General features: G+C 70.4%; 14 protein-coding genes. 7 read left to right on the forward strand and 7 right to left on the reverse strand.

Features of this window, described 5'->3' with window-relative positions:
• Nucleotides 1–76: 76 nt before the first annotated feature.
• The 5 genes from priA (at nt 77) to NX801_RS12375 (ending at nt 6,367) form a co-directional block, all read left to right on the forward strand.
• Nucleotides 77–802, forward strand: a complete 726-nt coding sequence (gene priA, locus NX801_RS12355) for a bifunctional 1-(5-phosphoribosyl)-5-((5-phosphoribosylamino)methylideneamino)imidazole-4-carboxamide isomerase/phosphoribosylanthranilate isomerase PriA (RefSeq protein WP_258787556.1) — start codon at nt 77–79, stop codon at nt 800–802.
• Nucleotides 799–1,233, forward strand: a complete 435-nt coding sequence (locus tag NX801_RS12360; RefSeq protein ID WP_258787557.1) for a RidA family protein — start codon at nt 799–801, stop codon at nt 1,231–1,233. The genes priA and NX801_RS12360 overlap by 4 nt, the downstream gene beginning before the upstream one ends.
• Nucleotides 1,230–1,985 carry an imidazole glycerol phosphate synthase subunit HisF gene (gene hisF / locus NX801_RS12365; RefSeq protein WP_258787558.1) on the forward strand — a complete coding sequence of 252 codons (756 nt, stop codon included), beginning with the start codon at nt 1,230–1,232 and terminating at the stop codon, nt 1,983–1,985. Before NX801_RS12360 ends, hisF begins: the two co-directional genes overlap by 4 nt.
• 507 nt (nt 1,986–2,492) lie before the next feature.
• Nucleotides 2,493–5,939 carry an RHS repeat-associated core domain-containing protein gene (locus NX801_RS12370; protein WP_258787559.1) on the forward strand — a complete coding sequence of 1,149 codons (3,447 nt, stop codon included), beginning with the start codon at nt 2,493–2,495 and terminating at the stop codon, nt 5,937–5,939.
• Between the two features lie 236 nt (nt 5,940–6,175).
• A complete protein-coding gene (locus NX801_RS12375; RefSeq protein ID WP_258787560.1) occupies nt 6,176–6,367 on the forward strand; it encodes a hypothetical protein in 192 nt (63 codons plus the stop codon).
• A gap of 650 nt (nt 6,368–7,017) precedes the next feature.
• Here NX801_RS12375 and NX801_RS12380 read toward each other — a convergent pair.
• Nucleotides 7,018–7,764: a hypothetical protein gene (locus tag NX801_RS12380; protein ID WP_258787561.1), complete on the reverse strand. Its 747-nt coding sequence runs from the start codon at nt 7,762–7,764 to the stop codon at nt 7,018–7,020.
• Between the two features lie 513 nt (nt 7,765–8,277).
• Between NX801_RS12380 and NX801_RS12385 the strand changes: the two genes are divergently transcribed.
• Nucleotides 8,278–10,086 (forward strand): M4 family metallopeptidase, encoded by a 1,809-nt coding sequence (locus NX801_RS12385; RefSeq protein WP_258787562.1) that lies wholly within the window; start codon nt 8,278–8,280, stop codon nt 10,084–10,086.
• Nucleotides 10,087–10,202: 116 nt separating this feature from the next.
• On the opposite strand, the gene NX801_RS12390 is transcribed toward NX801_RS12385, so the two are convergent.
• The 6 genes from NX801_RS12390 to NX801_RS12415 form a co-directional block, all read right to left on the reverse strand.
• Entirely contained in the window at nt 10,203–10,655 is a 453-nt protein-coding gene (locus tag NX801_RS12390; protein WP_258787563.1) for a hypothetical protein, read from the reverse strand.
• Nucleotides 10,656–10,722: 67 nt separating this feature from the next.
• Nucleotides 10,723–11,046, reverse strand: coding sequence for a hypothetical protein (locus NX801_RS12395; protein WP_258787564.1), 324 nt, complete (start codon nt 11,044–11,046; stop codon nt 10,723–10,725).
• Nucleotides 10,940–12,466 carry a hypothetical protein gene (locus tag NX801_RS12400; RefSeq protein ID WP_258787565.1) on the reverse strand — a complete coding sequence of 509 codons (1,527 nt, stop codon included), beginning with the start codon at nt 12,464–12,466 and terminating at the stop codon, nt 10,940–10,942. Before NX801_RS12400 ends, NX801_RS12395 begins: the two co-directional genes overlap by 107 nt.
• A complete protein-coding gene (locus NX801_RS12405; RefSeq protein WP_258787566.1) occupies nt 12,463–13,179 on the reverse strand; it encodes an ABC transporter ATP-binding protein in 717 nt (238 codons plus the stop codon). Before NX801_RS12405 ends, NX801_RS12400 begins: the two co-directional genes overlap by 4 nt.
• Before the next feature lie 167 nt (nt 13,180–13,346).
• Entirely contained in the window at nt 13,347–13,613 is a 267-nt protein-coding gene (locus NX801_RS12410; protein ID WP_258787567.1) for a hypothetical protein, read from the reverse strand.
• A 30-nt stretch (nt 13,614–13,643) separates the two neighbouring features.
• Entirely contained in the window at nt 13,644–14,012 is a 369-nt protein-coding gene (locus NX801_RS12415; protein WP_258787568.1) for a helix-turn-helix domain-containing protein, read from the reverse strand.
• A 502-nt stretch (nt 14,013–14,514) separates the two neighbouring features.
• Here NX801_RS12415 and NX801_RS12420 point away from each other — a divergent pair.
• Nucleotides 14,515–14,826, forward strand: coding sequence for a hypothetical protein (locus NX801_RS12420; RefSeq protein WP_258787569.1), 312 nt, complete (start codon nt 14,515–14,517; stop codon nt 14,824–14,826).
• Nucleotides 14,827–14,974 lie beyond the last annotated feature (148 nt).

Consider the following 14,974-nt stretch of genomic DNA (forward strand, 5'->3'; position numbering starts at 1 on the left):
TGTTCCGGAGAGGGCCCGGCCCCGGGCCGTGCCGTCCCTCCCGCCACCCACCCACCCACCCCGAGGACCCGCTGAGATGAGCAAGCTCGAACTCCTCCCCGCCGTCGACGTCCGGGACGGCCAGGCCGTCCGGCTCGTTCATGGCGAGTCCGGTACGGAGACCTCCTACGGCTCCCCGCTGGAGGCGGCCCACGCCTGGCAGCGCGCGGGCGCCGAGTGGCTGCATCTGGTGGACCTCGACGCCGCCTTCGGCACCGGCGACAACCGGGAGCTGGTCGCGGAGGTCACCCGGGCCATGGACATCAAGGTGGAGCTCTCCGGCGGCATCCGCGACGACGCCTCGCTCGCCGCCGCGCTGGCCACCGGCTGCACCCGGGTCAACCTGGGCACCGCCGCGCTGGAGACCCCCGAGTGGGTCGCCAAGGTGATCGCGGAGCACGGCGACCGGATCGCCGTCGGTCTCGACGTGCGCGGCACCACCCTGCGCGGCCGGGGCTGGACCCGCGACGGCGGTGACCTCTACGAGACGCTGGCCCGGCTCGACGCCGAGGGCTGCGCCCGGTACGTGGTCACCGACATCGCCAAGGACGGCACCCTCCAGGGTCCCAACCTGGAGCTGCTGCGCGACGTCTGCGCCGCCACCGGCCGCCCGGTCGTCGCCTCCGGCGGGGTCTCCTCGCTGGACGACCTGCGCGCGCTGGCCGGTCTGACCGGCGAGGGCGTGGAGGGCGCGATCGTCGGCAAGGCGCTGTACGCCAAGGCGTTCACGCTGGAGGAGGCACTCGCGGCGGTGGCGGCATGACCGACTCCGTACGCCGGGTGACCACCGGCGCCCCCTGGGAGGAGCAGTTCGGCTACAGCCGGGCCGTCGAGCTGCCCAGCGGCCTGGTGCTGGTCTCCGGCTGCACCTCGGTGGTGGACGGCCAGATCGCCGGCGGCGGCCCGTACGAGCAGACCGTCAACGCCTTCCGGGTCGCCACCGACGCCCTGGAGCGGCTCGGCCTCTCCGCCGCCGATGTCGTCCGCACCCGGATGTACCTCACCCACGCCCGGGACGTGGAGGAGGTCGGCCGGGCGCACAAGGAGCTGTTCGGCGCCGTCCGCCCGGCCGCCTCCATGATCATCGTGTCCGGCTTCGTCGATCCCAGCCTGGTGGTCGAGGTGGAGGTCGAGGCGTACCGGGCGCCGGAGCCGAACGAGCGGAACGCACAGAACGAAGGGGCCGCGCCATGACGCTGGCCGTACGGGTCATCCCCTGCCTGGACGTGGACAACGGCCGGGTGGTCAAGGGGGTCAACTTCCAGAATCTCCGGGACGCCGGCGATCCGGTCGAGATGGCCAAGCTGTACGACGCCGAGGGCGCCGACGAGCTGACCTTCCTCGACATCACCGCGTCCTCGGGCAACCGGGAGACCACCTACGACGTGGTGCGCCGCACCGCCGAGCAGGTCTTCATCCCGCTCACCGTCGGCGGCGGCGTCCGCAGCGCCGACGACGTGGACCGGCTGCTGCGCGCGGGCGCGGACAAGGTGGGCGTCAACACGGCCGCCATCGCCCGCCCGGAGCTGATCCGGGAGATCGCGGAGCGGTTCGGGCGCCAGGTGCTGGTCCTCTCGGTCGACGCCCGCCGCACCCCGTCCGGGAGCTTCGAGGTCACCACCCACGGCGGCCGCCGCTCCACCGGTATCGACGCCGTCGAATGGGCCCACCGCGCCGCCGAGTTGGGCGCGGGCGAGATCCTGCTCAACTCCATGGACGCGGACGGGACCAAGGACGGCTACGACACCGAGATGATCGCGGCGGTACGGAAGCACGTCACCGTCCCGGTCATCGCCTCGGGCGGCGCCGGGGCCCTCCCGCACTTCCCGCCCGCCGTCACCGCGGGCGCGGACGCGGTGCTGGCCGCCTCGGTCTTCCACTTCGGCGACCTGCGCATCTCCGAGGTCAAGTCCACCCTGCGCGAGGCCGGCCACCCGGTCCGCTGAACCCCCGGCCGGGCCGGGCCCGGTGGACCCGCCCGCCCGGCCCCCGGCGAGCGGGCCCTCGTCGGCCCGCTCGCACCGCCCGCCACGGCCACCGCTCTCCCGTGCCCCTCGAAGCCCCGCCCCTCACCCCACCACCCCGTCATCCGACGCCCGGAGGCCCGGGGGAGAGGAGCGGGGCTTCACCGTGTCGCTCAGGCGGTGGGCACCATGCCCGTCCTGAGACCCGGAGCCCGGGCGGACATGGCGTCGCCACACGTCGATTTCACGCCATCTTCCGTCCCGAGGGCGCGCCCCGGCCCTTCCTGAACTCCCGCCCCGGGGCCCCCTTTGCGTACATTCCGCATCATGCGATCAGCCGGTGACCGGCCGAAGCGGCAGGACTGATTCCGCCGCACATACATACGAAATTCGGGGGCAGAGCCCGGCCCGCTGTGCAGATCCTGTGTCAACGTGTGTGCCCCCGGTGGTCGTTGGGGCCCGGGGTGAGTCTTTCCATGGGGGAATGCGATGCGTTCGCGTGCTTCGAGCACGTCTCTTCGGCGTGCCCGTAGATCTTCGTCCCGGTACGGCCTGGTCGCCGCCGTCGCCGCTCTGTCGCTGGCCGCCTCGGTGGCGCCGGCGCTCGCCGTGCCGGGTGCCGGTGCGGATCCGGGTGCGGCGTCGGTGTGGGGGAAGGAGGGGCCGCGGTTCGAGATGCCGCCGGTCCTGGTCGGCACCAACCGGCCGGTGCCCAGTGAGGCCGAGGCGCCCGCCTCGCCGGAGAAGGCGGCGTGGGAGGCGGCCGAGCGGGACCGCACCCGCCCGCCCGCCGTCGGAGAGTCCGCCGGGCAGCCGGGCGGGCCGTCCGCCGGGCAGCGCTCCCGGGTGGCGCGGAGTGTGCCGGACTATGTGCCGGCGGGGCAGGGCCAGGTGCCCTGGCACCAGATCTCGGCCTTCCGGATCACCGACTCGCTGGTGGCCCGGATCAATCTCTCCAACGGCAATCTGATGCTCGCCGCCACCGACTTCGAGGTGGCCGGTGTCGGCCGGAAGCTGCGGCTGGCGCGTACGTACAACTCCTTCGACGCCCCCTGGGGCAAGGTCTCCCAGCAGTGGTGGCAGGAGTACGAGCGCTACCTGCTCCTCCAGGACACCGAGGTCGTCCTCTATGACGCCACCGGCGCCGCGGTCCGCTTCGCCAAGGCGTCCAACGGCTCCTTCACCACGCCCAAGGGCCACTCCAAGGACCTGAGGAAGAACGCCGACGGCACCTACACCCTGACCGACCGCAAGTCCGGGGTGAAGGACACCTACGACGCCAACGGCACGCTCACCAGGGTCACCGACCGGAACAAGGGCACCATCACCGTCGACCAGCACGACGAGGGCGCCGAGCACAAGGGCTTCAAGCTCACCGAGACCCGCTCGGGCCGCTGGATCGACCTGGTCAAGACCTACCCGAGCCAGTGGCAGGCCAAGGACCACACCGGCCGCACGGCGGTCTTCGACCTGAACCCCGCCGGCGACCTCACGCGCACCGCCGACACCGAGGGCAAGGTCACCACCTTCGGCTACGACGACTCCCGCCGGCTGACGAAGATCACCACTCCGGAGGGGCGGGTGACGGTCTTCACCTACGACGAGCACAACCGGGTCCGCTCGATGCTGCGGGCCACCGAGACCGGTTCCTCTGGCCACACCGGGCCGGCCTACACCTACGCGTACTCGGGCGGGGTGCCGTCGGAGGCGGGGACGACCACGGTGACCGATCCGGAGAACCACGCGACCAGGCACGAGCACGACAAGGACGGCCGGGTCACCAGGACCACCGACGCCCTGAACCACTCGCGCTCCCGGTCCTACGACGCCAACCACAACGTCCAGACGGCGACCGACGCCATGGGTACCGGTTCCACCGGCGGGAATGTGACGACCTACGGCTGGGACGGGCGCAACAACCCGACCTCGGCCAAGCTGCCCACCGGCGCCACCGCCGCGGTGAGCGGCTATCAGACGATCTCCGGGGCGGATCTGCCCGGGTCGATGACCACGGCGGACGACGAGAAGACCGACTACACCTATGACGCGGCCGGGAACACCACCTCGGTCGCGGTCACCGGCACCGGCGGCGGAAAGCAGTCCTTCGACTACAACAAGGCCGACCCCACGTGCGGCGGGTTCGAGGGCCAGCGCTGCAAGGTGACGGTGAGAATGTCCGACACCAAGTCCGTCTCCACCTCCTTCGGTTACGACGCCAAGGGCAACCTGACCAAGGTCACCCCGCCCGCCCCGCTCGGTGTCACCACCTACACCTACGACTTTCTCGGCCGCCCGGAGACGGCCGTGGACGGCCGGGGCATCAAGACCGTCTATGTCTACGACGAGCGCGACCGGGTGGTGAAGGTGTCCTCCACCAACGCCACGGTCACCTACGCCTACGACGGCGACGGCAACCTCGTCCAGCGCTCGGACGGTTCCGGGGTGACGAAGTACGCCTTCGACCCGCTCTCCCGCGAGACCGTCCGCACGCTCCAGAACGGCTCCCAGACGCGCCTGACCTACACTCCGGCGGGCAATGTCGACACCTACACCGACCCGGCCGGCACCACCGACTACACCTGGAACCAGGTCAACAAGCTGACCGGGCTGAAGGATCCCACCGGCAAGGTGACCACCTACGGCTACGACGACAACGACACCCGGACCAGAACCACCTATCCCGGCGGCACCGTCCAGGCGGTCACCCCCGACAAGTCCGGCCGGCCCGAGAAGATCAAGGCGACCTCGCCCCGGGGGACTCTGGTCGACCTGTCCTACTCCTATGCCAACGGCACCAAGGACAGCACCAAGATCCGTACCCGTACCGACGCGGTGGGCGGCTACAAGACCACCTACACCTACGACAGCGCGGGCCGCTTCTCCTACGCCAAGGACGAGAAGAACGGCACGGTCGCCGATTCCTGGCAGTACTGCTACGACCAGGCCGGCAACCTCACCAGCCAGGGCACCGAGCCCGGTTGCCCGCGCGGCACCACCTACACCGTCAACGACGCCCAGCAGATCACCGCCAAGTCCGGCACCACCGGCGCCTGGTCCTACGACAAGGCCGGCAACGAGACCGCCGGCGCCTCCACCCCCGAGTACGCCCGCACCGGCGAGAGCTGGTCCGACTACTCCCAGCTGACCGCGATCACCGTGGACGGCAAGACGTATGCCGGGCAGTACGCCTCGACCGACCAGAGCGAGCGGATCAGGCTCGGTGACACCTTCTTCCACCACGGTCCCCTCGGCCTGTCGGCCACGACCACGGCCGGGGTGGACAGGGGGTTCAACCGGGAGCCCGGGGGCACCCTCAACTCCATGACGACCGGGGGCACGTCGTACTACTACCTCACCGACGCTATCGGCAGCGTCATCGCCCTCGCGGACGGTGACGGCAACAAGGTGAACACCTACGCCTACAGCCCCCGCGGCGTGCGTCTGCTGGCCCGCTCCAGTGAGCCGGTCGCCCAGCCCTACCGGTTCGCCGGCGGCTACCAGGACCCCACCGGCCTCTACCACTACGGCGCCCGCTACTACGACGCCAACATCGGCCGCTTCACCCAGCCCGACCCCTCCGGCCAGGAGAAGAACCCCTACCTCTACGCCGAAGGCGACCCCGTCAACCGCATCGACCCCAACGGGCTTCTGTCGCTGGACATCGGGGGAGAGGTCTGCCTCGGGGTGTGCATCGGTGGGGGAGTCTCCATCAATGAGGACGGGAGCGCCCACCCGTACTTGTCCGCCGGTGCCGGCAGCCCGGGCGGCAGCGTGGACGCCGGTCTGGCCTCCGGAGACGCGGAGAAGGGCTGGACGGGTGAGGCCGCCTGCGGCGTCGGCCCCGCCGAAGTCTCGGTGGCGACCGATGGCTCCGCGGGAGTGGGCACAGGAGGAAGCTCGGGCAAGTGCTCCGGTACCGCGAAGTACACATTCTGAGAGAGTGGAGCAAACTGTGATAGGCGAACTTCTACTGGCTGAGGGGAGAAGGCCCGACGGCCCCTCCTGGTCGCCCTATCTGATGGTGGGAGTGTTCATCGTCTTCGCTGTCATCATCGCCGTGCTCTATATCCGGAGACGCAAATCCTGAATCGCCAGTCTTGAGCGGGAAGTTCAGCCCTTCGCGGGGAGAACGCGTCACTGCGTTCTCCCCGCGAAGGCGCGGGAGGAGAGACATGCGCATCGTGGTAGGGCTGCTGATCGCCTTGTTCGGCGCCTTTCTGGCGGTGGCGGGACCGGCGTTCTCGGAGCGAGTGGGCAGCGAGCGCGGGAGAACTTTCCACTCGTCCGACAAAGTGGCCTTCCGGGGTCTGGGGGCCGTCATGGCGGTGGCCGGACTGCTGTACACCTTCGGGGTGTCGGGGTGATCGGGACGCTCCCCCTCGCACAGCTGCTGTAGGGGTGGCCCTCCTCGGCGCGGCAGAGGTGTCCTTGCTCTCCAGGCACCCTGGCCGATCCGTCCCACCTCTGCGCCAACGGCACCAAGGGCAGCGCCATGGTCCGCACCCGTACCGACGTGGTGGGCGGCCGCAAGACCACGGCGGGGGTGGACGTGCGTGCGACCGGGAGCCGGAGGACCCTGCGACGCCGACATCGGCCGCTTCGGCTGACCGGACATTGGCGTACGGAGAAGAACGGGGGAGGAGGTATGCGCGTACGTACCTGAGCCGACTGCCGAGTTCGCCTGCAAGGGAATGGACGGAATCCCCTTGTGGCTCATATGCGGAGTGGCGATTGTCGCCTTCATCGCGGTGGTGGGGATGATCCGCCGTAACAGGTGGCACAGCTTCACTCTCCATGCCTGGGGCCGTCGGTACCGACGGCCCCAGGCAGTCGGGGGTCCTCGGAGCGGTGGCGGTCGGATTGCCGGAGCAGAGGGTCCTGCCCCCGGAGCATGTCCTCCGTCCGGCGAGAGAGGCGCGGAAAGCTCGTGAGCCGCGCCCGGCCGGGCCGTGGTCCTGCGCCCACCGCCCGACGCCGCTGATTCCGTGCCGTCCTCCACGCGGAAGCCACCGGCTCAGCGGGTCGGCAGCCGTCCGGTACGGGTCTCCCAGCGCCGACAGGCGGCCTTGAGCCGGGCCAGTGCCGCAACCCGCTCGGGATCGAGGCGCTGTTCCTCGATGAGCTGGTCCAGTTCGGCCTGTACCGCCTCCTCCCGCCCGGTGTCGGCCTCGGCATCGGCCAGCCTCTGCCGCGCCCGGGCGACTCTGGTGTCCCGGGTCGCCCGGAAGGCGGCGTCGTGCAGGACGGTGTTGGCGATCAGGGCGGCGAACGCGTAGACGGCGTTCTCCTCGTGCTCGTCACGGTCCAACGGGACATGATGGACCTGGCCGTTGCCTTCGACCGCCGTCAGATGGTGGCTGCGGATGCCTACGTGAATCTGCACGGTCAGCCCGGTCAGCGGCAGGTGGACGTCGCCGCCGATGCTCAGCGCGTGCTCGCGCAGCACCAGGGCGCCCAGTTGGCTCACGACCTGACCGGTACCGGGACGAAGAGCCTCGTCCAGTGATCGCCGGGCCGTGTCGATCCGGCTGCGGCGCTCTCCCTCGGCCGCGCCCAGCTGCAGCTGCAGACTGACCCGTGCGGCCCACGCTCCGACCGCGCGCCGGGCGAGACGGCGCCGGGCCCGGGCGAGTTCCCGGCGTTCCGGTGCGTAGGAACGGCCGAACGCCGGTTGCCACCCACCGGGGTAGCGATTCCTCCGCCAGGCGACGGCCGAGATCACGGCGACGATCAGCCCTACCGCCCAGTGCGCCATGTTCACCGGCCCGTCCCCTCTCCGCGCGACCGGTTCTCCTTATATCGGGCCACACGTCATGATCGGACCCGGTTCGGCGGAAATAACCCGTTGGTGCGACCAGGCGGCCCGGGAGGTGGCGCTCGCGCCGGCACCCGGCCCGCCCGGCGGTGCGTGCGGGGGAAGGGGCGCTCGCTCCCCGAACAGGGGGAAATCATCGGGCGATCGGGTGCCTATGCCGCCATCGGGCATTGTCGGTCATGCCCGGAAAGACCCGCAGATCGGCCTCTGTGTCGTACACCGGAAAGACGGCTTTGTTTCATCCTGCATCCGTCATCCCGGCGTCACCATGGGTTCACCTCTGGCAAAGAGCCCATAAAGGAAGAGGCTCTTTTCCCTCTTTGATCTTTCGCTGAGGGCGGGGCGCGGGGGAGAGTTCCGGTCCGGAACCCCACAGGGCTTCCGCACCGGAACTTCCGTCGCATCAGAGCCGATCGGCGGTCGCTTCCCTCAACCCCCCTCACCTCGAAGGACTCCCTCATGCGTGGAGCACCCATACGCAGAGTCGCGGTCGCTGTTGTCATGGCGACGACATCAGCGGTGGTCGCCGGCACCCTCGGTACAGCAGCGGCCTCTCCCCACGCCGCGTCGCCGTCCCCCGGCGGCTCCGCTTCCCAGAAGGCCCCCGCGAACGTCGTCGCCGCCGCCGATGCCGCCGCCCACGCCCACCCGGGCGCGACCGGGGTCGGCGCGGACGACACCCTGACCGCCACCGAGGCGCTGGTGGACCCGGACGGCAAGGCCCATGTCCGTTTCGCACGGGCCCACGACGGCCTGCCCGTCCTCGGTGCCGACCTCATCGTGCACCTGGACGCCGCCCACCGGTACCTGAGCGTCACCCGGGCGACGGCCCATCAGGTCGATGTCCCCACCACGACCCCGAAGAAGTCCGCCGCCGACGCGCAGGCCACCGCCGCCGCGGCCGGCCAGGGCACGGCGGGCAAGCCGACCCTGGTGGTGAGCGCCCTCGCCGGCCAGGCGCCGGTGCTGGCGTACCAGGTGCGGGTGGCCGACAGCAGGACGACGGAGGACGGCGGAGCCCGTACCGTGGTCGTCGACGCGACCACCGGCAAGGTGCTGAGCAACGCACCGGTCAAGGACTCCTTCCTCTCCCCGGGCGTCCTCGCCAAGCTGCGCGGCGCGGCCAAGGCGCCGGCCGCTCCGTCGGGTTCGGCCCTCGCCTCCGGCCGGACCGCCCAGGCGCCCCGGCTGAAGGCGGCGAAGGCGGCGGCGGCCGGCACCACCGCGACCGGCTACTCGCTGTACGACGGCACGGTCTCCCTCAACGCCTCGCCCTACACCTACAACGGGACGCAGTACTACATCCTGCGCGACGCCTCGCGCGGCAACACCGAGGTCCGCGACGCCTACGACCAGGAGATCAACTCCTTCGACAAGGGCTACCTCGCCGCCAGCACCAGCACCTCGTTCGGCAACGGCGCCACCAGTGACCGCAACTCGGCCGCCGTGGACGCCATGTACGGCATCACCAGCACCTTCGACTTCTACAAGAGCACCTTCGGCCGCAACGGCATCCGCAACGACGGCACCGGCGCCCACGGGATGGTCCACTACGGCAACAAGGTCGGCAACGCCTACTGGGACCCGGACTGCGGCTGCATGCTCTACGGCGACGGCGACGGCAGCACCTTCAAGAAGCCGCTGGTCGTGCTGGACGTCACCGGCCACGAGCTGACCCACGGCGTGGTCGACGCCACCGCCAACCTCCAGCCCACCCGGGTCGACAGCCGGGGCAACCAGTACGGCGAGCCCGGCTCCCTCAACGAGTCGCTGGCCGACATCTTCGGCAGCGGGGTCGAGTTCGCGACCAACAACGCCAAGAACCCGCCCAACTACCTGATGGGCGAGAAGCTCGGGCTGTCCCAGGGCTTCCTGCGCCGGCTGGACCAGCCCTCGCTCGACAAGCTGGAAGGCACCGTCGACTACTGGTCGCGAGCCGCGTACGACACCGAGGTGCACGCCGGCTCCGGCGTCTCCTCCCACGCCTTCTACCTGCTCGCCGAGGGCAGCGGCCGGAAGACCATCGGGGGCGTCGCCTACAACTCCGCCACCTACGACGGCTCCACCGTGGCCGGCATCGGGCGGAGCAAGGCGCTGGCGATCTACTACCGCGCCCTGACCCGGTACATGGTCTCCACCACCGACTTCCACGGCGCCCGCACCGCCACCCTCAACGCCGCCAAGGACCTGTACGGCGCGAGCAGCGCGGAGTACCAGGCCGTCAACAAGTCCTGGGCCGCGGTCAACGTCACCGCCTCCAACGGCTGACGGCCAGTGGCCCGCGGTGACGGCTGACGTACGCCCGCCCCGCACCCGATGAACAGTTCCGCCCCGCCGGTCCGACCGGCGGGGCGGAGCCATGCCCGGGTCCCCGACAGCCGCCGCTATTCACCCGCCCGCCTCCGCAGCGCCCCGAACAAGGCGCGCCCGTCACCGAAGCAGGGCGCCAGGAACACCAGATGGGCCAGGTACCACCAGGCCAGCGCCCGGTCCAGGTCCGGCAGCCAGAGGAGCAGTCCGGCGAGGACGCAGGCCAGCGGACCGGCGGCGGCCACCCCGGCGGCCTCGCGGCCGGTCATGGTCCCCTCGGGGATCACCGACGTGCGCCAGGCGGTGCGCTCGATCGCGACGCGGGTCACCGTCCGCACCCGCCGCAGCGCGAGCACATGGGCCGACTCATGGAGGGTGAACGAGCCCACCAGGCCGAGCACCGCCGGTTCGCAGACCCACCACGCCAGCAGCGCGGGCCCCGCGTCGCCCGACCACAACCACCAACCTACTCCAGCAAGTTGAAAGAGACCCACCACCGCCAGCAGCGGCCAGACCTGGGCGGCCACGGCCAGGACGACGGTACGGAGCCGGAGTCGCCGGTCGTCGCCGTGCCGGCGCGGGACCCCGGAGGGCTCAGTGCCCGGACATCTCCCTGATGAGGTGCTCACGGCGCTGCTTCAACCCCCGATAGGTGAACTGGACCATCGTCAGCACGACGACCAGGACCAGGAACAGCACGATCAGCGCCGTCGGGTTCTCCACCCCCATGGACACCCCGGTCGCCCCGCCCGCCTTCTCCCGGCTCTCGAAGAACAGCGAGCCGAACAGCGCCTCCCGGTGGACGGTCCCGTCACCGTCCGTGGAGAACATGAGATACAGCAGCGTCGCCACCACGGTCGCCAGGGTCAGCAGGGCGGCCCCGGCGACGGACTTCACGACCGACTGTGCCTTCGACATTCCTTCTCCTCGACTCATTGGTCCGGATTCCCTGCACCGCGTGGACGACGAAGAGCCCGGTCGCCACCGCGAGGCTCCCGGTCATGGCCCAGGGCGGCAGGCTGAGCATCCCCAGCCCGATGGCGATCAGGGCGAGCACCACACCCACCACCGAGAGCCCGAGGAAGACGGAGAACGGATTGTCCTTCTCGGCCGGGAACACGATGCTGATACAGGTGGTCATGACCGCCCCGCCGGCGCACCCCAGGACGGCCGGACCGCTCTGCGCGAACAGCTCCGGGTCCAGGGTGAACACCACCCCGAGCCCGGGCACGGCGAAGACGGCGAGCAGCACCAACTGCGCCCTGACCAGCCGCCCGTACACCCGCCAGGCGGAGACCCGGGCGCCGGGCAGCAGCCGCAGCGGCTGGGTGGCGGTGAACTGGTAGAGCCCGCCCAGGGACAGCACGGCGAAGCTCCACATCGGGTTGGCCGCGGGCTTCAGCAGCAGATAGACGAAGAGCGCGACCGCCATCGCCGCCCCCGCCGCCGTCTGCGAACTCCGCAGCAGACACCAGTCGTACGGGCCGAGGGCCCGGCCCGTCCACCCGGCCGGCCGCAGGCTCAGATAGCGGGACTGGCGTACGTGCTGGTTCGGGGAGAGCGCGAGCGTCAGCGCCAGCAGCGCCGCGACCAGCAGCAGCGCCCCGGCCAGGACCGGCAGGGCCCCGTACCGCTGCCACGCCCAGGAGACGGAGGTGACCCAGAGCCGCTGGCTCCGCTTGTCCAGGTAGGCCCGGCTCAGCTCCTGGATCATCGTCGTCATCCGGGTGGAGTAGACGGCCAGCAGGGCGAAGAGCGCCAGCACGGAGAGGACGTTCGACATCCGCCGGAGCCCCAGCAGCCCCCAGACCCGGGCCAGCAGCTGGTAGAGCACGCTGAGCGCGAGATGGGTCAGGGCGACCGGCAGCACCACGGACGCGGTGAGGTACGGGACGGCGGACGGCCCGAGCAGCAGCAGCGCGCTGACCGCGAGGGCGACCAGGCCCATGCCCGCCACCACCCCGGTCATCGCGCCCTCGTACAGGAGGAACGCCGCCGAGCGTTCCCGGTTGGTGACCGGCAGCTGGTAGCTCAGCCGGAGCATCCCCTCCGCGTTGATGAAGAGCACCTTCACCAGCAGGAAGGCGATCTGCACCCAGAGGACGAGGGAAACCGTGGAGGTGTCGAACAGCAGCCGCCACACCGCCATGTCCCCGGCGAGCGGTTTGAGGAAGAGATAGGCGGCGGCGCACATCGCCGCCAGCAGCAGTGCCGCCGCGACCACGGTGAACACCCGTACCGGGGCGGAGCGCAGCACCCCCGCCCGCAGCACCCGGCGCCGGAAGAAGACCAGCAGCATGCCGGCGAGGGTGGCGGAGTGCCGCAGCCGCATGCTCATCGTTCGTCCGATCCGAGGTGGTCGAAGACCATGGTGGTCACCGAGCCGTGCGCGGCCACCAGCTCCTGGGTGGGCCGGTCGCACACCACCTGGCCGAGGTCGAGGAAGACGATGCGGTCGGCCAGCCGCTCCAGGACGGCGAAGTCATGGGTGCACAGCACGATGGACCGGCCCTCGTCCCGGACCCGCCGGAATTCCCGCTCGCTGAGGTGGAGTGCTTCGAGGTCGATTCCGTTGAGCGTCTCGTCGATCACGGTCAGCGGCCGGCGCAGCACGAGGGAGGAGACCAGCTGGGTCTTCTTCCGCATGCCGTGCGAGAAATCCTCGATGAGATGGTCGTAACGGCCCTCCATCGAGAATCTGCGGAAGAGTTCCTCCGCCTCGGCGTGGTCCGCCGCCACGCCGAACAGGCGGCCCATCAGTGTGAGATATTCCCGGGCGGTCAGAAACTCCGGCAGATAGTCGTTGCTGGAAAGGTACATGCCCAGGGTTTTCGCCTCGGGCGAGTCGTGCGGATGGCCGCCGATACGGAGCGAGCCCGACTGGAGGCGTACCAGGTCGAAGATGTTCTTGATGAGAGTGGACTTCCCGGAACCGTTGGGGCCGACCAGACCGGTGATCGTGCCCTCCTCGACGGAGAAGGACACGTCCGCGAGCACGTTGACGATTCCGTCGTAGGAGTAGCTGACGTTCTGCACGTCCAGAAGGGTCATGGCGGTGGGAATCCTTCACTGGATCCGCCGGCCGCGACCGGAGCGGTCCGGAAGCGGCCGGCGCGAGCGGAGCGGCGGTGCCCGGGCGGCCGGAGCCGCATGGAGAGGCCGGGCCGACCGGGCACCGCGCTGAACGGGAAGCCGGCCGGCCTACCCGGTGACGGCTACTACTTGCACTCGAAGTAGACCTTCAGGCCGAAGTCCTTGTACTGCCAGTTTCCGGTGAACGTCTTGTGCTGCTTGACCACGCACCAGATGGCCATTCCGGCGAGCAGGGTGGCGCCCAGCGCGAGGATGACCGCGATGAACACCAGAAACCAGGCGTCGTAGCGGACGAGCCCCCGGTCGATTCGCGTCCTGACCGAATCGATGCTGCGCGAGGCGATCCGCTGCGTGTGCGCGGCGGATTCCGGCACCAGGGTGGATATGGACATGCTTTCCTTCCTCTCTGTGAGGTGGGTCGATTACTCGACCGACGGTGCCATGTCCGTGCCGGACGGAACAGTGTCCGCAAGGACACCATGCGGGTACAGCTCCTGCTTTCGGCAGGTCGCTATGACGGCCGCTTCCGCCCGGGAGGATATTTCCAACTTGCCGAAAATGCTGGTGACATGCTTTTTGACCGTCCGTTCGGTCACACAACAGCGGTCGGCGATCCCGATGTTCGGCAGACAGTCGCCCAGCGCGACCAGGATTTCGCGCTCCCGATCGGTGAGCAGTGACAGATCCGCCGCGTGCACCCAGCGCGGTACGTCGAACGGTACGCAGCAGTCGCCGTCCCCGTCCTGCCCGTGCGTGGCACCGCTGCCCGGTGCGCCCGATGGTCGTCCCACTGTGCTCTCCCCCGTGACGACGGCGGCCCCCGGTGGCACGGCCGGCGCCGGGCACGTCCTGTCTCCCGGTGCCGAACGCGCTCCGGTGGGCCGGTCAGCGCCGCTGGTCGCGGCCATCTCACGGTAGTGGCGGGCAAATCCGGGAAGTGAGATTTCACGGTGAATGGCGCCAATGCGCCGCTGTGGAGGCCCCCGGCCCGACCCCCGGCCGCCCGGGGGTGGCGCCGGAGCGCACCTGACCTGCCGATGCGGTCCAACTCCCTTTCCCTAATGGCATATGCGCCACTGGCCAAAAGGCGCCGCCTCCACCCGTACGCCCCGTCACCTTCGCCGCCCCCGCCGCCCGTGCTTCCGGTGGGGCGCCGCAGGACCGGCGGCAAGACCGGCCGTGCGGGGGACGGCCCGCTCACCAGTGCCCCGCTCACCGCCCTTCGGCCGTACCGCCCGGATCCCTACCCTCACCGGCGACAGCCGGCACCCGGAGAGAAGGAGCGGTGCGCGTATGACGGAAGCGTCGGAACCGACCTGGCGCGCTCATGTGGATGGCCGCCTGACGGAGATTCCCGAGACCATCGAGGGGGTACGCACCGCTCTCGCCCCGAAGCCCGAACGCCTGGCGGAGTTCGAGGCGGAACTGCCCCGTACCCCGGCCCCCGAACTGCCCGCGCTGGTCGCCGCGTACGCGCTCCCACGACGAGCCTGGGACGCGATCGACGCACGGATCGAACGGCTCCGCGCGGGAGACTTCTCCGGCTGCGCGCCGCTGGAAGAGCTGGACGGCTCCGGCGGAGCCGTCACCGCCGCCCGGCGCTGACACCGGCGACACCGCCGGCCGCCCCCACCCGTGGCGACCGGTGCACCCCCATCGGGCCCCGTTCCTCTCCGCGAGGGACGGGGCCCGCCGCTGTTCCCTGCTACCCGGCTCGGCACATTGGTACGGACCTTCTGACCAGCCACTTCGG

It is taken from the genome of Streptomyces pyxinae (genome assembly GCF_024756275.1).
Lineage (GTDB): Bacteria > Actinomycetota > Actinomycetes > Streptomycetales > Streptomycetaceae > Streptomyces > Streptomyces pyxinae.